This is a genomic window from Nocardioides cavernaquae (assembly GCF_003600895.1).
GTDB classification, from domain to species: domain Bacteria; phylum Actinomycetota; class Actinomycetes; order Propionibacteriales; family Nocardioidaceae; genus Nocardioides; species Nocardioides cavernaquae.
The window spans coordinates 2659447-2676916 of record NZ_QYRP01000002.1; the positions used below are offsets into that span (position 1 = coordinate 2659447).

Here is a 17470-nt window from a genome sequence, read left to right on the forward strand (position 1 = left end):
GGCCACGCCGGACCTGGCGAAGGTCTAGGGGTGTAGGGGGCCTCCACCCCTAGACTGCCAAACAATCCATTTGACGAGACGAACGGGAGTTCTCCTGTGGCTCCAAGAGTCAGGGCAGTTGCCTTGCTCCTGGTCACCCTCGTCGCGATCGTTCTGGCCCTTCCGGCCCAGGCGCTTGCGACGGCTCCGGTGGCCGCACCCGGCGATGACACGGCAATCACGGTCACCCTCACCGATGAGTCGAACAAGGATGCCGAGGGCAATTCGACCCCGGTTCCCGGCGTTCGACTCGTGGTGAGCAACGACGGCGGCGAACTCGGCTCAGCCGAGACCGATGCCGACGGTCGCGCAGTGCTGCCGGTCCCCGAGAAGGGCACGTACACCGTCACTCTCGACGAGAAGACGCTTCCTGCGGGGATCGTGCTCGACGAGGACACTGCCAACGAGCTGACGGTGACCGTGCGTCTCGACGGGCCGACCAACTTCGCGCTGTTCCCGATCGGCGTCGAGAAGGCCGACACCTCGAGCTTTGCCGATGACCTCAGCTCCAGCATCGTCTCGGGCGTGAAGTTCGGCCTGATCGTCGCGTTGGCCGCGCTGGGTCTGTCGCTGATCTTCGGTGCCACCGGACTCACGAACTTCTCGCACGGTGAGCTGGTGACCCTCGGCGGTGTCGCCACCTGGTTCTTCGACCGGCAGCTCGGATTCCCGGTGATCGTGGCCGGTGTGCTCGCGGTGCTGCTCGGTGCCGGATTCGGCTGGGCGCAGGACCGGGCGCTGTGGCGCCCGCTGCGCTCGCGGGGGACCGGCCTGATCGCGATGATGATCGTGTCGATCGGCTTCGGCATCTTCCTGCGGAGCATCTACCAGTACTTCTTCGGCGGCTCGACCAAGTCGCTGTCGAGGTACACCGGCCAGGCCCGCCACGACTACGGCATCGTGTCGCTGGCCGACAAGGAGATCGTCATCCTCCTGGTCGCGATCGTGGCGCTCGCTGCCGTGTGCGTGGCGCTGATGAAGACCCGGCTCGGCAAGGCGATGCGGGCCGTCTCCGACAATCCCGCCCTCGCTGCGTCATCGGGCATGCGGGTCGACGGCGTCATCGCCTGGGCCTGGATCGTCGGCACGGCGCTGTCGGCACTCGCCGGCGTGCTGCTCGCCGTCAACAGCCAGGTCAACTTCCTGATGGGCTTCAAGATGCTGCTGCTGGTCTTCGCGGCGGTGACCCTGGGCGGTCTCGGCACCATCTGGGGTGCCCTGATCGGCTCGATGGTGATCGGCCTGATGGTGGAGGTCGGTCCGCTGTTCGGAGTGCCGTCCTCGATCAAGGAAGTCGGCGCCCTCGTGGTGCTGATCCTGATCCTGCTGGTCCGGCCACAAGGCATCCTGGGTCACCGAGAGCGGATTGGTTAGGGGCGGCGAGATGGACATCATCGAGATCCTGCGGACCGCGCTCACCCAGGCGCTGGGTCCCAACGCGGTCGTCTTCGCCCTCGCGGCGATCGGCCTCAACATCCACTTCGGCTACACCGGGTTGCTGAACTTCGGCCAGGCCGGCTTCATGGCGGTCAGCGCGTACGCGCTGTCGGTCACTGTCGTGACGCTGGGCATGCCGTTCTGGGTCGGCGTCGGCTTCGCGCTGGTCGCCCCCGTGATCCTGGCGATCCTCCTGGGTGCTCCGACGCTGAGGCTGCGAGCCGACTACCTGGCCATCGTCACCATTGCCGCGGCCGAGATCATCCGCTTGATCGTCGGCTCGGTGGAGATGAAGGACACCTTCGGTGGATCGAACGGCCTCAACGGCTACTCGAGCACCTTCAAGTCGCTGAACCCGTTCTCCGGGCCGCTCGACCTCGGGATCTTCCGGCTCAGCCGCGACGACCTCTGGTCCGCCGTGGTCGGCTGGGTGCTGGTCGGCCTTGGTTGCCTGCTGGTCTGGGCGCTCATGCGGAGCCCGTGGGGCCGGGTGCTGCGGTCGATCCGTGAGGACGAGGACGCCGTGCGGTCGCTCGGCAAGAACGTCTTCGCCTACAAGATGCAGGCGCTGATCCTCGGCGGCATGTTCGGCGGTCTGGCTGGCCTCTTCCTGGCCCTCAAGCAGTCGTCGGTCGTTCCCAGCGACTACAGCACCAACATCACGTTCTTCGCCTACACCGCGCTCCTGCTCGGTGGTGCTGCGCGGGTCCTCGGCCCGGTGGTCGGCTCGATCATCTTCTGGTTCCTGCTCGCTGGCCTCGGCTCGGTCTTCGGCCAGCTCACCGAGGGTGCGGACCCGATCCTTCCGACGTGGCTGATGGACAGCACCCAGGCCAGTCTGGTCCGTTACATCGTGACCGGCCTGGCGCTCATGCTGCTGATGATCTACCGACCCCAGGGGATCTTCGGCGACCGGAGGGAGATCGCAATCGATGCCCGCTGACATCAACGCCGCAGTCGAGGCCGGTGACCTCGAGGTCGCCGCCGGCCCGATCATCGTCGGCAACAACATCACGCGCCGGTTCGGCGGCCTCACCGCCGTCGACGTCGAGAGCATCGAGATCCCGCGCGGCAAGATCACCGCACTGATCGGCCCCAACGGCGCCGGCAAGACAACGCTGTTCAACCTGCTCACCGGGTTCGACCGTCCCGACAGTGGAGAGTGGGCGTTCAACGGACGCTCGCTGGCCGGCGTACCTGCGTTCCGGGTGGCGCGCCTCGGCATGGTCCGGACGTTCCAGCTCACCAAGGTGCTGGCCAAGCTCACCGTCATCGAGAACATGCGACTGGGAGCCACCGCGCAGCGCGGCGAGCGACTCTGGGCCGCTCCGTTCCGGGCGCTGTGGAGCAGCCAGGAGCAGGAGATCACGGCCCGCGCGGACGACCTGCTGGCCCGCTTCAAGCTCGACGCCAAGCGCGAGGACTTCGCTGGATCGCTCTCGGGTGGTCAGCGCAAGCTTCTCGAGATGGCCCGAGCGTTGATGGTGGACCCAGAGCTGATCATGCTCGACGAGCCGATGGCCGGAGTCAACCCGGCCCTCAAGCAGTCACTCCTCGGCCACGTGAAGTCGCTGCGCGACGAGGGCCGCACCGTGCTCTTCGTCGAGCACGACATGGACATGGTCCGCGACATCTCCGACTGGGTGATCGTCATGGCCCAGGGCCAGATCGTCGCCCAGGGCACGCCCACCGAGGTCATGGCGGACCCGAAGGTGATCGACGCCTACCTGGGCGCCCACCACGACGCCGACCTCAGCGAGGTCGAGCAGATCGTCGAGGCCGAGGTTCTCGAGGAGCTTGGCCAGACCGAAGGAGAGCAGCCATGAGCGAGCCCACCAGCGATGATGTGGCGGCCCTCCGCGCGGCGCATGTAGCCGCTGCCGAGGGAGCGGTCCTGAGGGCTGACAACCTGATCGCCGGCTACCTCCCCGGCGTCAACATCCTCAACGGCGCCGACCTCTACTGCCAGCGCGGCGAATTGGTCGGGATCATCGGGCCCAACGGTGCCGGCAAGTCGACCCTCCTGAAGGCGCTCTTCGGCCTGGTGAAGGTGCACACGGGCTCTGTCGTGCTCGAAGGTGAGCCGATCACCGACCTGCGCGCCGACCAACTGGTCGCGCGCGGCATCGGTTTCGTGCCGCAGACCAACAACGTCTTTCCGAGCCTCACCATTGAGGAGAACCTCCAGATGGGCTGCTACCAGCGGCCCAAGACGTTCGCCGAGCGGTTCGGGTTCGTGACGGACCTCTTCCCCACACTGGGCACCCGCCGTGCGCAGCGGGCCGGCTCCCTGTCCGGTGGTGAGCGGCAGATGGTCGCCATGGGCCGGGCGCTGATGATGAACCCCTCGGTGCTGCTGCTCGACGAGCCGTCCGCCGGCCTGTCGCCGGTCATGCAGGACGAGGTCTTCGTGCAGACCCGCAAGATCAACAAGGCCGGCGTCTCGGTGATCATGGTCGAGCAGAACGCCCGCCGCTGCCTGCAGATCTGCGACCGCGGTTACGTCCTCGACCAGGGACGCAACGCCTACACCGGCACGGGACGCGCGCTCGCCGATGACCCGAAGGTGATCGAGCTCTACCTCGGCACGCTCGGCAAGACGGGCTGAGCGACGTACCAGCGCACGACCTGCCGACGCACGACGCACCACAAGAGAAGGGCCCCCGAGCCGAAGCTCCGGGGCCCTTCCTTGATGTGCTGGATCAGATCGTGCCGGAGATGTAGTCGATGGCGCTGATCTTGTTGGCTGCGTCGTACTCGTAGATGCCGATGGACGCCGCAGTCGGGCTGCCGGTCTCGCCGAGCTCGATCGGGCCGGAGACACCGTCGTAGTCGATGTCCTCACCGTCAGCGAGCAGGGCTGCGCAGTCCTTGAACGTCGTGCACTTCTCGCCGCCGGTGGTGACGTCGACGATGTTGGCAGCGACGTCGTTGCCCGCGTCGCTCTCGGCCGCGATGGCCGCGAGTGCCGAGACGATGGTGGCGTCGTAGGACTCAGCCGCGTAGGCCCAGTCCTTCAGCTTCGGGTCGATCTCGAGCAGGCGCGACTTGAAGTCCTTGGCGGTCTCGGCGCCCGGGATCGTGCCCTTCGTGCCCTTGAGGGTGCCGGGCGGCAGGGGCGCGGTGGCGTCCTTGCTGTAGTCGGCGGTGTTGCCGTCGACGAAGTACGTCGGGACGTCCTGCGGGCCGACCTTGGAGGCGATCAACTGCGGGATGATCGAGGTGGTCTCCTCGAAGGCGATCAGGAGGATGGCGTCCGCGCCGGAACCCGCGATCTCGGTGACCTGGGAGTCGTAGGACTGGGCCTTCTCGCCGTAGAAGACGGTGTCGGCAACCTTGGAGCCGGCCGCCTCGAGGTTCTTCTTGACCTCCTCGGCGAGGGTCTCGCCGTAGGCGTCCTGACGGGCCAGGATCGCGACGTTCTTGCGGCCGTCCTGGAGCAGCAGGTTGGCCATCACGGCACCCTGGAGGATGTCGGACGGTGCCGTGCGGAAGTAGTTGTCCGGCTTGGCGAACTTGCCGTTGTCGAAGTCGGTCGACGTGTTGGCGGGCGAGAACATGACCGCGCCGGACGACATGATCTTGTCGACCACGGTCATCGAGACACCCGACGAGGCTGCACCGACGATGACGTCGGCGCCCTTGTCGAGGAGCTTGTCGGTCTCCGCCGGGGCGATGCCCGAGTCGGTGTCGCCCGAGTCGGCGCGGACGTGCGCGACGTCCTTGCCGAGGACGCCGCCAGCAGCGTTGATGTCCTTGACCGCGAGGTCGACGCCGGCGAACTCCGGCGGGCCGAGGAAGGCAAGGCTGCCCGTGGCAGGGAGCAGGGAGCCGAAGGTGAGGACGCCGTCGCCCTTGGCGGCAACCGGCTTGTCCACCTCCTCGTCCTTCTTCTCCTCGGCGCCGCAGGCGGAGAGCGCGAGGGCGAGGACTGCCGAGGTGGCAGTCGCCTTCGCCCAGGTGGAGGTACGTCGATTCACGTCAAGACCTTTCGTAGAACGAACAAACTGACGGGAGCTGCCCGAGGCAGGCGGGATCTTTCGGGCCACGCTAGACCCGGGTGATCTGCCTCTTTCGTCTCGAACCATGTCGTTAGCGAACCGTTACGTCAACGGGACTGGCCGAGGAAGCTCGCGACGGAAATCGGGGGAGGGGAGACAGCCCCTGAACCGGGGCGTAGGCTTCCTGCGGGTCAGAGACCCGCAACGGGGGTTGCAACGGGGGACGTTGTGTCTGTCGAGCGGGGGAGGTATGTCATGAGTCGTGCTTCGTTCCACGTCAGGGCGGTCGAGCTGGATGACGCCGATGGCCTGATGGAGCTGTGGCAGTCGCGGATCGGACGCACCGGTCAGCAGGAGATCACGCGCCACGACGTTCCGTCGACGGTGCGCAAGGTCCTGGCCAGTGACCGTGAGCGCATCGCAGTCGCGGAGGTCAACGGCCGGATCGTGGGTGCGATCTACCTGCGTGTCGGGCCGCTGATGCCACTCACCAGCGATCAGGCGGTCTTCGCCAGCCTGCTGAAGGTGCATGAGGAGTTCCGTCGTCGCGGCGTCGCGCGGGGCCTGATGGAGGCCGCGGTCTCCTGGGCGGAGGAGCAGGGCATCGCCCACGTCGTCAGCATCTCCAGCGGCGCGTCTCGCGACACCAACCGCTTCCTGGCCCGCATCGGGCTGACCCAGGCTGCCACGCTTCGCGTTGCCCCGACCGCCGCACTCCGCGCCCGCCTGCCGATCGACGTGCCGGCCGTGGTCCGCGGCGTACCGGCGCAGCAGCGCAACCTCAGCCAGGTCCTGGCCGCGCGTCGTTCGATGCGCCGCAGCCAGGACGCAGTCTGAGCTGAGCGGTCAGCCCTTCGGCGCGGCGATCAGCGCAAGCGTGATCCGCGACGTGCACAAGCGCCTGCCGCTTTCGTCGGTGATCACGATCTCGTATGCCGCGGACGTGCGGCCGCGGTGGATGGCCGTCGCGACTCCGGTAACCAGACCCGAGGTTGCTGCCCGGTGATGGGTGGCGTTGATGTCGACGCCGACCGGGACCTTGTCGGGATACGCGTGGATGCCAGCACCGAGGGATCCGAGTGTTTCCGCGAGGACCACCGATGCGCCACCGTGCAGGAGCATGAAGGGCTGGGTGTTGCCCTCGACCGGCATCGTCGCGACCAGACGGTCGGCAGACGCCTCGAGCAGAGTGATCCCCATCTTGTCGTTGAGCGCGCCCATCGGGATGATCGCAAGGAGCTCGTCGACGGGGATGCCATCGATGGACTCGGGCAGTGCAGATTGAGTCATGACGCCATCCTGCCCGATCCCTCCAGCGCACGAGCGGTCGGTCGGCCCGGATAGAGTCGCACCGTGCCTGAGACGTCGCTTGCCACTGGTCGCCCCCGCCTGCTTCTGCTCGACGGTCACTCGCTGGCCTACCGCGCCTTCTTTGCGCTTCCGGTGGAGAACTTCTCGACCGCGACGGGCCAGCACACCAACGCGGTCTACGGCTTCACCTCGATGCTGGTCAACGTCCTGCGCGACGAGCAGCCGACCCACGTGGCGGTGGCCTTCGACGTCTCGCGACAGACCTTCCGCCTGGCGGAGTACTCCGAGTACAAGGCCAAGCGCAACAAGACCCCTGACGAGTTCAAGAGCCAGCTCCCGCTGATCCAGGAGATGCTCCGCTCGCTGCGGATCACCTATCTCGAGCACGACGGCTACGAGGCCGACGACATCATCGCGACATTGGCCACCCAGGCGACGGCCGACGGCTTCGACGTCCTGATCCTCACCGGTGACCGCGACTCGCTGCAGCTGGTCAACGACACCACGACGGTGCTCTACCCGATGCGCGGCGTCTCCGACCTGGCCCGCATGACCCCGGCAGCCGTCGAGGAGAAGTACGGCCTTCCCCCGCACCGCTACCCCGAGCTGGCCGCTCTGGTCGGCGAGACCAGCGACAACCTGCCGGGTGTCCCGGGCGTCGGGCCCAAGACCGCGGCCAAGTGGATCGCGACCTACGACGGCCTTGAGAACCTCATCACGCACGTCGACAAGGTGACCGGCAAGGCAGGCGAGAACCTCCGCACCCACCTGGGCGACGTCATCCGCAACCGGCACCTCAACCGGCTGGTCACCGACCTGACCCTCGACAAGCGGCCCGAGGAGCTCGGCCGTGAGGAGTGGGACCGCCCGGTGGCGCTCGAGCTGCTCGACGAGCTGGAGTTCCGGGGCGAGCTCCGCACCCGCCTGCTCGACGTGGTCGGTGCCGCTGAGGAGCCCGTTGCCGAGGACACCGGTTTCGCGCTCGATGGCCGCAAGCTGGCGGCGGGCGAGGTCGCCGACTTCCTGGCCTCGCTCGGCACCGGGCTGGCGGGCGTCCAGGTGCGCGGCCAGTGGGGCTCGGGCACCGGCGTGGTGGAGGGCCTCGCGATCGTCGACGCGGCCGACCACGCGGCGTACGTCGACGTGGCGGCGTTGAGCGTCGAGGACGACGCTGCGATCGCCTCGTGGCTCGCGGCCGCCGACCGTCCCAAGGTCCTGCACGATGCCAAGGGGCCGTCGCTGGCCTTGTCCGCACAGGGTTGGGAGCTCGGTGGACTCGTCACCGACACGGCCCTCGCGGCGTACCTCGTGCAGCCGGACCAGCGCTCCTACGACCTCGGCGACCTGACCCTGCGCTACCTCAAGCGCGAGCTCCGGCAGGAGACGACGCAGGAGCAGGACGGGCTCTTCGACGCTGCTGACCTCGGTGAGGGCGACGACGCTGCGACGACCGCGATGCTGCATGCTCGAGCGATCCTCGAGCTCGCTGCCGTCCTCGACACCGAGGTCGACGAGCACGGCGGCACGCGGCTCCTGGCCGAGGTGGAGCTCCCACTCGAGCAGCGGCTGGCCACGCTGGAGCGCACCGGCATCGCGGTCGACATCGACCACCTCGAAGGTCTCGAGGCGCACTTCGCGGCCGAGGTGCGCAAGGCGGCCGACGAGGCGTTTGCGGTGATCGGCAAGGAGATCAACCTCGGCTCGCCCAAGCAGCTCCAGGTGGTGCTCTTCGATGAACTGGGCATGCCCAAGACCAAGAAGACCAAGACGGGCTGGACCACCGACGCGGATGCGCTGCAGGGGCTCTTCGAGAAGACCGGGCACCCGTTCCTGGAGTATCTGCTGCGCCACCGCGACGTCACGCGGCTGCGCCAGACGGTCGAGGGCCTGCTCAAGACGGTGCAGCCCGACGGTCGCATCCACACGACGTTCAACCAGCTGATCGCGGCGACGGGTCGACTCAGCAGCACCGACCCCAACCTGCAGAACATCCCGGTCCGCACCGAGGAGGGGCGCCGGATCCGTGAGGCGTTCATTGTCGGATCGGGCGGTGACGTCGAGTTTGAATGCCTGATGACCGCCGACTACAGCCAGATCGAGATGCGGATCATGGCTCACCTGTCGGAGGACCAGCAGCTGATCGAGGCGTTCCGCTCCGGCCACGACTTCCACTCGATCACGGCGTCGAAGGTCTTCGGCGTTCCGGCTGATGCCGTCAGCGTCGAGCACCGCGCCAAGATCAAGGCGATGAACTACGGCCTGGCCTACGGCCTCTCGGCGTTCGGTCTTTCCCAACAGCTCAAGATCGAGCCGTCCGAGGCGCGGGTGCTCATGGAGGAGTACTTCGAGACCTTCGGCGGCATCCGTGACTACCTCGGCGGCATCGTCGACGAGGCCCGCCGCAGCGGCTACACCGAGACGATCATGGGCCGCCGGCGCTACCTGCCGGACCTCACCAGCGACAACCGGCAGCGCCGCGAGATGGCCGAGCGCATGGCACTCAACGCGCCTATCCAGGGCTCTGCGGCCGACCTGATCAAGGTCGCGATGCTCAACGTCGACGCGGCCATCGCCGAGGCTGGGCTGCGGTCACGGATGCTGCTCCAGGTCCACGACGAGCTCGTGTTCGAGGTGGCAGCGGGAGAGACCGAAGCGCTGACTGCCCTTGTCCGCAAGGAGATGGGCGGCGCGGCGGACCTGGCCGTCCCGCTCGACGTCTCGGTCGGCACCGGCCGCAGCTGGCACGACGCCGCGCACTGAGCCGCCGCCGGACTGCCGGGCTCAGGCGGCGGCAGCCTCGGTGGTGCGCGGTGCGGTCTCCTGCACGGGCGCAGGGTGGCGCACGATCCAGTAGCTGACCGCGAGCAGGGCGGCGAAGAGCACCGCGTCGGCACCGATCACGACAGCGAGCAGGCCACTGACCGAGGTCGTGGTGAGGCCGAGCGCGACCATGCAGGCGAGCGTCACCCACACGAGGTGGATGGAGTGCTGGCCCTGGCGTGCGATCACTGCGTAGACGAGAAGCTGGAGCATCGACAGGAACGTGCCGAGGATCGCGAAGAGCCACAGCTTCGGCTCGATCGCGGCGTACTCCGCGCCGCCGACGAAGATCATGGCGAGCTCCGGAAGGACCGCCGCACCGATCGTCGCGCCGGCTCCTAGCAGCGCAACCGCAGTCAGGCTGCGGGTCAGTGCCTTGCGCCTCTCACTCACCGTGGACATGGTCGGGAAGGCCACCACGACGACGAACTGGGGCAAGAAGAGCACGGCCTTGCTGAGGATCAGGCCGCCGGCGTACAGGCCCGCGGCATGGTCGTCGAGGACGTTGCGGGCGACGATGATGTCGACGTTCGACAGGGCGAAGAAGGCCAGCAGGGCCTGGGAGTTGTGCAGGGTCTCGCGGACCACTTCGCGGAGCCGGTGGTCGGTGGTGTCGATGCCGGGCTGGCGCGTGTGGCGCAGTGTCCACCAGCCGACCAGGACCGGGATGACCTGACCGAGTGCCACACCGACCATCGCCGTGAACTCGTCGGGGCGCCATGCGATCAGCGCCCATCCGATCAGGAGTCGCGGCACGCCGTTGGCCAGGTAGAGGACTGCCAGGGGATACCACCGGCGCTCGCCCTGGAGGATGCCCGCCTGGCCACCCATCATCGTCATCGGGACGGCGATGAGCGCCATCAGGATCGCGGTCGGCATGCTGTCGAGGCGCAGCACCTGGTTGACCACCGGGCTGAGGGCCAGCATGACGACACCGAGGACGAGGGACGCCCGCCAGGTGACCCGGAGGATGTTCTGCTCGATCTGGGCGACGTGGTCCGGTGTCGAGGAGATGCGTCGGGCCGCTGTCGCCTGGAGGCCGAGCTGGAGCACGGAGACCACGAGCAGCGTGTTCATCATCGCGACAAGGGCTCCGTAGGACCCCGGCCCGAGCATGCGCGCGGCAATCATCGTGAATCCGTAGGTCGCAATGCTCATGACTGCCATGGCAACTGCGATGGAGCTGCCACTGCGAAGGATGCGTTGGAGCACAGAACCGGATTGATTCACCACTCAATGAGTTTTGCACGGTATGAGTGAAGGGATCATGAACTCCCACAAGACCCCCGATGACGTCGTCATGTTGTATGGCTCACACAATCCGGCCTACTGTGGTGGTGGCGCTGTCATGGGGCATAGGCGAGCGCCCCGGACCTTGGGAGGGGTCCGGAGATTCTGAGGGAGAGGGCGCGCGACTGCGCGCTCTGAGGGAGGCACGCATTCATGCGCGCGAATTTGTTGTCCGGACTGCTGCTGAGCTGTGCAGCTGTCCTCGTCGTGTGGTCCAGTGCCGCGCTCGACCTTGACCTCGAGTCGGTCGCCCTGCTGGGCGCCGCACTCGGCGCGGTCGTGGCCCTCGTGCCCGATCGCTCCACGGCGAGCCGGCTCGCCGGCTTCGGCGCCGGTTTCGTCATCGCCTGGATCGGCTACGCAGCGCGGGCGCTTCTCCTGCCTGACAGCTCGAGCGGACGCGCGGTTGCGGTCTTCCTGGTCGTCATGGCGTGCGCGACCGTTGCCGCGGTTGCACAGGAGCGGATCCCGCTGTGGAGCCTGCTGCTGGGGACCGCTGCACTCGCGGGCGGGTATGAGCTCACGTACGCCGAGTCGCCGTCGCAGATGCTCGACACCTCGGTTTCGGCTGCGACGACGCTGCTCTTCACCACCGGAGTCGGGTTCCTCGCAGCATGCATCATCCGCCCGATCGACGGGTCCGCCCGCGGCCGCAGTGCCGGGCTGCGCCCCGAGCCTTCAGCGGGCCGCGCCACGGCACGCCTCGACGAGATGATGGAGGCTGGCCGATGAGGAGGATTCACAGCGCCACGCGTCGCATCGCTGCGGCCGCTGCTGCGGTCGCTGTCGCCGCACTGGCCACTGGTGAACCGACTGCGAGGGCAGCCTCGGCAGCCGGCGGGGACCAGGTCGACATCGTCAACACCGAGACCGTTCAGGTGTACATGGACGCTGACGGGACCGTCGAGTCGAGCCGCGTCTACGAGCAGCTCGTGCTCAAGGGGACGGGCAACGTCACCGTCAAGAACCCGGTGTCGACCGAGGGCTTGCGCAACCTCGACGGATTCGGCGACTTCGACGTCGAGGACGGCGAGCAGATCGGCACCTTCGATGTCGACGGCGTCACCCGGGCCCGGAGCGTCAGCGACTACGACGGCACCCTCCCGCTGGACATCGATGTCTCCTACTCACTCGACGGCAAGGAAGTGGAGCCGGGCGACGTCGTCGGCGAGGCCGGGGATCTCAAGGTCGAGTTCACGGTGGAGAACGTCACCTCCGAGTCGCAGGAAGTGACCATTCCTGACGGCAAGGGCGGGACGGTCACGCGCACCGTCGACGTCGCGATCCCCATGGTCGGCTCGCTCACCACGGTTGCGCCCAGGAACTTCACCGACGTGAAGTCCGATCAGGCCAACATGGCGGGTGACGGCAAGGGCGGCATCAAGCTCACCTTCACCATGACTCTGTTCCCGCCGATCGGCGCGGCCAAGGCGACCTTCGGCTACACCGCCGCGATCGAGGACGGGGTCGTCCCGCGGATCGACGTCAGTGCCCTTCCGGTGAACCCGCTGAAGAGCCCGAGCTTCAAGACGGCTGCGACCAGCTATCAGTCAGGTGCGGACACGGGCACGGCGCTGGCTGATGGCGCACTGGAGATCGACACCAACCTGCTCAAGCTGCGCGACGGCGCCAGCGACCTCCTTGCCGGACTGTTGCAGCTGCACGCCGGCTCCGAGGAGCTCCAGACCGGCCTCGCGGGCAAGGCTGCTCCTGGGGCGAAGAAGCTCGCTGCGGGCGCGGGCGACCTCGATGACGGCCTCGGCCTGATCGACGATGGTGCAGGCAAGGCGGCCGCGGGCGCGGGCGCTCTCGCGGACGGCACCGGCACCGCACACGCCGGCAGCACCAAGCTGCGCGACGGACTGGGCCAGATCAGCGACGGCCTGTCCCAGCTGTCCTCGAGCGAGGGTCTGCCGAAGGCTGCGGCTGCAGTGGACCTGCTCAAGGCGGGGGTCGACCAGATCCTCGCCGGTTTCGGCTCGGTCGGTCAGACCGGGACCCTCATGGATGGGCTGGCCCGGATCGAGGCAGGTGCCGGCCAGCTGAGCGCTGGCGCCACCCAGCTTGAGGGGGGTCTCGGGCAGCTGGCTGCTCCGTCCGGCCTTCCGGCGGCGAAGGGCGGGGTCGACCAGGTGAAGGCCGGTCTCGACCAGTCCCTGGCCGCGGGCGGCAGCCTGGACCAACTGGCGGCCGGCCTCAATGCGCTCCTCGCGCTTGACTGCGGCCCGGTCTGCCAGAGCGTGATCACCAACCAGATCCTGCCTGGTGTGGCCACGAGCCGCACGAACCTGCAGGCTGCGTCCGGTGGGCTGGGACAGGTGTCGGCTGGTCTGGCGTCTGCCATCTCCGGACTCACGCAGCAGTTGGTCCCGGGGGCGCACGCCCTCGCGGCCGGGGCCGCCGATCTGGCGGCTGGTGCGACCCAGGCGAAGGCAGGGGCAGGCCAGCTCAAGGGCGGAGTGGTCCAGGTCCGTGATGGTCTGGAGGCCCTCGACGCAGGTCTTGCCTCAGCGGTCGCGGGTGTCCTCCAGCTCGATGGCGGCGCCTCTGACGCGTACGCCGGGTCCTCGGACCTCGCCGACGGCCTGGGCACGATCGACACCGGCGCCGGAACCCTCGCCGAGAAGCTCGGGCTGCTTGCGGACGGTGTCACGCAGGTCCACGACGGATCGGGGCAGCTGGCCGCGGGTGCTGACGAGCTCTCCACGGGCATCACCAGTGCTGCCGAGGGATCGGGGAAGCTCGCCGACGGCCTCGGCGAAGCAGCCAAGGGCGCACCCAAGCTGGTCGACGGTGCCGGGCGTCTCTCCACGGAGGGCAGCAAGGTCATCGCCGGCAAGGGGGCGGACACCGCTCAGAACTACGGCACGCTGTACGCCGTACTCGAGGAAGGTGCCAAGCGCGCGGACGCCGAGCGGATGGCGTACGGCGCACCCTCCGACGCAGTCGGCCTGACGGCGTACACGTACGTGATCAAGGCCGAGGACGGTGAAGGTGGCCGCAACTGGATTCGCACGGCCGGCGGCGTCGTGCTGCTCGCCGCGGGTGGTGGCGTGATGCTGCTCCGGAGGAGGCTGTTCGTCTGAGCCGGCTCAGGCCGTCGCGAGGAAGATCGCGGTGCCCGGGGTGTACTTGCCGCGGATGTGGGACCAACCTCCCCAGATGCGCTCGTGCCCCTCGGGCCACTCCGGCTCCTCGAGGCGCTCGATCCGGAAACCTCCCGAAGCGAGCAGCGACACCCAGTCGCCCAGCGTGCGGTGGTGCTCGACGTACGCGACGCGGCCGGTCTCGTCGTCCACCTCGACGTACGGCGTGCGGTCCCAGTAGGACTGCGACGCGACGAGCCCCTCCTCGGAGGGGTCGTCGGGGAACATCCAGCGCGTCGGGTGGGTGATGGAGAACGCGAACCGGCCGCCGGGACGCAGCACGCGGTGCGTCTCGGCGATCGCGCGCTCGATGTCGCTGACGAACTGGAGCGCGCCGAAGGAGGAGAAGACAGCGTCGAAGCTGTCGTCGGGGAACGGCAGGTGCGTGGCCGTGCCCGTCACGACCGGCACCGCGACCCCGCTCGCCTCGTCGATCCGCCGCGAGTGCTGGAGCTGGCGGTGCGAGAGGTCGAGCCCGATCGCCCGGGCGCCGCGCGCGGCCAGCCAGCGCGAGCACTGCGCGGCGCCGCAGCCGACCTCGAGGATGTCCTGGCCGCTCAGCTGCGAGCTCTCGCCGAGCAGCGCGTACTGCTCCTCGGTGCAGCCCTCGGGTCCCCAGATGAAACCGACGTCGCCGAGGAACTCCCCGTGCGTCGACTGGTACTCATCGGCATAGACGTCCCAGTCGGGGCCATTGGCCCGCCGGGACTCGGCCTCGTCGACTGCCCGGCGCTCCACGCGCACGGACGGCCTGGACTCCTGCTGCTCCACGAGCGCTGAGCCTAGCCGTCCAGCCGAGGGACGACTGCGGATGGGAGGATCGGCAGGTGGATCTCTTCGAGTCGTTCGCCTCCGGCCTGAGTCCCGTCCCGGGCGGGCGTTCGGCGGAGTCGTTCCTCGCGCAGGGCGCGGACGAGGTGAGTGTCGTCCGGCTCTGGGTGAGGCCGGACCGACGGGGCGCGGAGGGCTGGGCGATCGAGGTGGCGCTGCTGACGCTGCTGCGCGGGGTGGTCCCGGTCCCCGAAGTGCGTGAGGTACGCCGACCGGTCGGCGAGATGCCGGCCCTGGTGGTCACGTCGTTCCTGCCCGGCGAGCGGCTCGACGTGCTGCTGCCCGACCTGACCGGACCGGCGCTGCAGAAGGTGGGGGAGTCGCTCGGCCAGCTGCTCGACCGGCTCTCCGGTGTGGCGATGCTTCGGGCGGGCGAGTTCGCCGATGCGGAGCTGTCGATCGCGCCGTTCCCGCCCGGCGAGCGGACCGCCGGTCGGGCATGCCTGGTGCACGGAGACCTGGGCGCGGCACGCGTTCTGGTCGACCCGGTCCGGCTCGAGGTGACCGGCCTGCTGGACTGGGAGCAAGCGCACGCGGGCGAACCCGGGGCGGACCTCGTCACCGTCCGGGGCTGGGCGCCGGATCCCCTCGCTGACGCCGCGGAGGCGGCGTACCGTCGATTCTGGCCCTGATCACCGTCCGCGTGGGGAGCCCGGTTGGACTGGGGTCGACAGCGCTGCGTAAACTTATGGTTGCGCCAGAGGTCTGCCTGTATCCCAGACGTAGTGGACTCTCGCTCGCTATCACCACACCGTTCGGTGTGAACGTCTCATCGGTAGTGAAACAGGGCTTGTGGCGTGCCCGCACAACACCCATCCACCCAAGGGACAACTCCTTCCTATGACGAGCACCATCATTCTTCCGGACTACGACGCGCCGCAGATCGCGATCAACGACATCGGGTCCGAAGCTGACTTCCTCGCGGCAATCGACGCGACGATCAAGTACTTCAACGACGGCGACATCGTCGAGGGCACCATCGTCAAGGTGGACCGCGACGAGGTCCTCCTCGACATCGGCTACAAGACCGAGGGCGTCATCCCCTCGCGCGAGCTGAGCATCAAGCACGACGTCGACCCCAACGAGGTCGTTTCCGTGGGTGACATCGTCGAGGCCCTGGTTCTCCAGAAGGAGGACAAGGAAGGCCGTCTGATCCTGTCCAAGAAGCGCGCACAGTACGAGCGCGCCTGGGGCACGATCGAGCAGGTCAAGGAAGAGGATGGCGTCGTCGAGGGCACCGTCATCGAGGTCGTCAAGGGCGGCCTCATCATCGACATCGGCCTCCGCGGCTTCCTGCCCGCGTCGCTGGTCGAGATGCGTCGCGTCCGCGACCTGCAGCCGTACGTCGGCCAGGTCCTCGAGGCGAAGATCATCGAGCTCGACAAGAACCGCAACAACGTGGTCCTGTCGCGTCGTGCGTGGCTCGAGCAGACCCAGTCCGAGGTTCGCCAGGGCTTCCTGACGCAGCTGCAGAAGGGCCAGATCCGCAAGGGTGTCGTGTCCTCGATCGTCAACTTCGGTGCGTTCGTGGACCTCGGCGGCGTCGACGGCCTCGTCCACGTCTCGGAGCTGTCCTGGAAGCACATCGACCACCCGTCCGAGGTCGTCACCGTCGGTGACGAGGTCACCGTCGAGGTTCTCGACGTGGACATGGACCGCGAGCGCGTCTCCCTGTCGCTCAAGGCCACCCAGGAAGACCCGTGGCAGCACTTCGCCCGCACCCACCAGATCGGTCAGATCGTTCCCGGCAAGGTCACCAAGCTGGTGCCGTTCGGTTCGTTCGTCCGCGTCGAGGAGGGCATCGAGGGCCTGGTGCACATCTCCGAGCTGGCCGAGCGCCACGTGGAGATCCCGGAGCAGGTCGTCCAGGTCAACGACGACGTCATGGTCAAGATCATCGACATCGACCTCGAGCGTCGCCGCATCTCGCTGTCGCTGAAGCAGGCCAACGAGACCGCCACCGCCGCTGACGTCGAAGAGTTCGACCCGACGCTCTACGGCATGGCCGCCACGTACGACGACCAGGGCAACTACATCTACCCCGAGGGCTTCGACCCGGAGACCGGTGAGTGGCTCGAGGGCTTCGACGCTCAGCGCGCCACCTGGGAAGAGCAGTACGCCAAGGCGCACACCCGCTGGGAGGCCCACGTCAAGCAGCAGGCCGAGGCGAAGGTTGCCGACGCCGAGGCCGGCGAGGCTTCGTCGTACTCCTCCGAGGCTCCGGCCGTCGAGGGTGGCTCGCTCGCTTCCGACGAGGCGCTGCAGGCGCTCCGCGAGAAGCTCACCGGCGGCAACTGAGTAACTGCCACCAAGCACTGAAAGCGGCGGTCACCCCTTCGGGGTGGCCGCCGCTTCGGCGTTCTCAGGCCAGTGGGATCCAGCTGGGACCGAGCGGCCGGACCTTGCGCGGTTCACCGCGCCCAGCGGGTGGGTTCAAACATGTCCGGACGGTGGCTGCGGGGGAGCTGACCGTCATGGCGCGTGCCGTAGCCGTCGCCCTGCACGATGCGGAAGAGGTACGCAGCAACGGCCAGGACGACCAGGCTCAGGATCAGGATCTCGGTCATGGCACCAATTCTGCGCCGGGGAAGATCC

15 protein-coding genes are annotated in these 17470 nt (G+C 68.1%); 10 read left to right on the forward strand and 5 right to left on the reverse strand.

Annotated features, from left to right (window positions below):
• Positions 1-123: 123 nt before the first annotated feature.
• Genes D4739_RS12795 through D4739_RS12810 form a run of 4 tightly spaced genes read left to right on the forward strand, consistent with a single transcriptional unit; the run spans position 124 to position 4084 of the window.
• Positions 124-1413 carry a branched-chain amino acid ABC transporter permease gene (locus tag D4739_RS12795; protein ID WP_182920413.1) on the forward strand — a complete coding sequence of 430 codons (1290 nt, stop codon included), beginning with the start codon at positions 124-126 and terminating at the stop codon, positions 1411-1413.
• 10 nt (positions 1414-1423) lie between these two features.
• Positions 1424-2419, forward strand: a complete 996-nt coding sequence (locus D4739_RS12800; protein ID WP_120060976.1) for a branched-chain amino acid ABC transporter permease — start codon at positions 1424-1426, stop codon at positions 2417-2419.
• Entirely contained in the window at positions 2409-3302 is an 894-nt protein-coding gene (locus tag D4739_RS12805) for an ABC transporter ATP-binding protein (protein ID WP_120060977.1), read from the forward strand. Before D4739_RS12800 ends, D4739_RS12805 begins: the two co-directional genes overlap by 11 nt.
• Positions 3299-4084, forward strand: a complete 786-nt coding sequence (locus D4739_RS12810) for an ABC transporter ATP-binding protein (protein WP_120060978.1) — start codon at positions 3299-3301, stop codon at positions 4082-4084. The genes D4739_RS12805 and D4739_RS12810 overlap by 4 nt, the downstream gene beginning before the upstream one ends.
• A gap of 94 nt (positions 4085-4178) precedes the next feature.
• Here D4739_RS12810 and D4739_RS12815 read toward each other — a convergent pair whose 3' ends face one another.
• Positions 4179-5456 carry an ABC transporter substrate-binding protein gene (locus D4739_RS12815; RefSeq protein ID WP_120060979.1) on the reverse strand — a complete coding sequence of 426 codons (1278 nt, stop codon included), beginning with the start codon at positions 5454-5456 and terminating at the stop codon, positions 4179-4181.
• Positions 5457-5732: 276 nt separating this feature from the next.
• On the opposite strand from D4739_RS12815, the gene D4739_RS12820 reads away from it, so the two are divergent.
• On the forward strand, positions 5733-6314 hold the full coding sequence (locus tag D4739_RS12820) for a GNAT family N-acetyltransferase (RefSeq protein WP_120060980.1): 582 nt from the start codon (positions 5733-5735) through the stop codon (positions 6312-6314).
• Positions 6315-6323: 9 nt separating this feature from the next.
• On the opposite strand, the gene D4739_RS12825 is transcribed toward D4739_RS12820, so the two are convergent.
• A complete protein-coding gene (locus tag D4739_RS12825; protein WP_120060981.1) occupies positions 6324-6767 on the reverse strand; it encodes a hotdog fold thioesterase in 444 nt (147 codons plus the stop codon).
• Positions 6768-6830: 63 nt separating this feature from the next.
• On the opposite strand from D4739_RS12825, the gene polA reads away from it, so the two are divergent.
• Positions 6831-9548, forward strand: coding sequence for a DNA polymerase I (gene polA, locus D4739_RS12830; protein ID WP_120060982.1), 2718 nt, complete (start codon positions 6831-6833; stop codon positions 9546-9548).
• 21 nt (positions 9549-9569) lie between these two features.
• Here polA and D4739_RS12835 read toward each other — a convergent pair whose 3' ends face one another.
• Entirely contained in the window at positions 9570-10841 is a 1272-nt protein-coding gene (locus D4739_RS12835; RefSeq protein ID WP_338016275.1) for a lipopolysaccharide biosynthesis protein, read from the reverse strand.
• 210 nt (positions 10842-11051) lie between these two features.
• On the opposite strand from D4739_RS12835, the gene D4739_RS16705 reads away from it, so the two are divergent.
• Both D4739_RS16705 and D4739_RS12845 read left to right on the forward strand, forming a co-directional pair.
• Positions 11052-11630, forward strand: coding sequence for a hypothetical protein (locus tag D4739_RS16705; protein WP_147384918.1), 579 nt, complete (start codon positions 11052-11054; stop codon positions 11628-11630).
• Positions 11627-13984, forward strand: coding sequence for a hypothetical protein (locus D4739_RS12845; protein ID WP_182920415.1), 2358 nt, complete (start codon positions 11627-11629; stop codon positions 13982-13984). Before D4739_RS16705 ends, D4739_RS12845 begins: the two co-directional genes overlap by 4 nt.
• Positions 13985-13990: 6 nt before the next feature.
• Here the strand turns inward: D4739_RS12845 and D4739_RS12850 are convergent, their stop codons facing one another.
• Positions 13991-14815, reverse strand: coding sequence for a class I SAM-dependent methyltransferase (locus D4739_RS12850; RefSeq protein WP_238473643.1), 825 nt, complete (start codon positions 14813-14815; stop codon positions 13991-13993).
• Between the two features lie 56 nt (positions 14816-14871).
• On the opposite strand from D4739_RS12850, the gene D4739_RS12855 reads away from it, so the two are divergent.
• Both D4739_RS12855 and rpsA read left to right on the forward strand, forming a co-directional pair.
• Positions 14872-15507 carry a phosphotransferase family protein gene (locus D4739_RS12855; protein ID WP_120060986.1) on the forward strand — a complete coding sequence of 212 codons (636 nt, stop codon included), beginning with the start codon at positions 14872-14874 and terminating at the stop codon, positions 15505-15507.
• A gap of 208 nt (positions 15508-15715) precedes the next feature.
• Positions 15716-17173: a 30S ribosomal protein S1 gene (gene rpsA, locus D4739_RS12860; RefSeq protein WP_120060987.1), complete on the forward strand. Its 1458-nt coding sequence runs from the start codon at positions 15716-15718 to the stop codon at positions 17171-17173.
• Between the two features lie 113 nt (positions 17174-17286).
• Here rpsA and D4739_RS16935 read toward each other — a convergent pair whose 3' ends face one another.
• Positions 17287-17442 (reverse strand): hypothetical protein, encoded by a 156-nt coding sequence (locus D4739_RS16935; protein WP_182920416.1) that lies wholly within the window; start codon positions 17440-17442, stop codon positions 17287-17289.
• Positions 17443-17470 lie beyond the last annotated feature (28 nt).

What these genes read in the sequence shown, in the direction of transcription:
- D4739_RS12800 (WP_120060976.1), top strand. Translation starts at nt 1,424, where the DNA reads ATGGACATCATCGAGATCCTGCGGACCGCGCTCACCCAGGCGCTGGGT.
- D4739_RS12805 (WP_120060977.1), top strand. Translation starts at nt 2,409, where the DNA reads ATGCCCGCTGACATCAACGCCGCAGTCGAGGCCGGTGACCTCGAGGTC.
- D4739_RS12810 (WP_120060978.1), top strand. Translation starts at nt 3,299, where the DNA reads ATGAGCGAGCCCACCAGCGATGATGTGGCGGCCCTCCGCGCGGCGCAT.
- D4739_RS12820 (WP_120060980.1), top strand. Translation starts at nt 5,733, where the DNA reads ATGAGTCGTGCTTCGTTCCACGTCAGGGCGGTCGAGCTGGATGACGCC.
- D4739_RS12825 (WP_120060981.1), bottom strand. Translation starts at nt 6,767, where the DNA reads ATGACTCAATCTGCACTGCCCGAGTCCATCGATGGCATCCCCGTCGAC.
- D4739_RS16705 (WP_147384918.1), top strand. Translation starts at nt 11,052, where the DNA reads ATGCGCGCGAATTTGTTGTCCGGACTGCTGCTGAGCTGTGCAGCTGTC.
- D4739_RS12845 (WP_182920415.1), top strand. Translation starts at nt 11,627, where the DNA reads ATGAGGAGGATTCACAGCGCCACGCGTCGCATCGCTGCGGCCGCTGCT.
- rpsA (WP_120060987.1), top strand. Translation starts at nt 15,716, where the DNA reads ATGACGAGCACCATCATTCTTCCGGACTACGACGCGCCGCAGATCGCG.
- D4739_RS16935 (WP_182920416.1), bottom strand. Translation starts at nt 17,442, where the DNA reads ATGACCGAGATCCTGATCCTGAGCCTGGTCGTCCTGGCCGTTGCTGCG.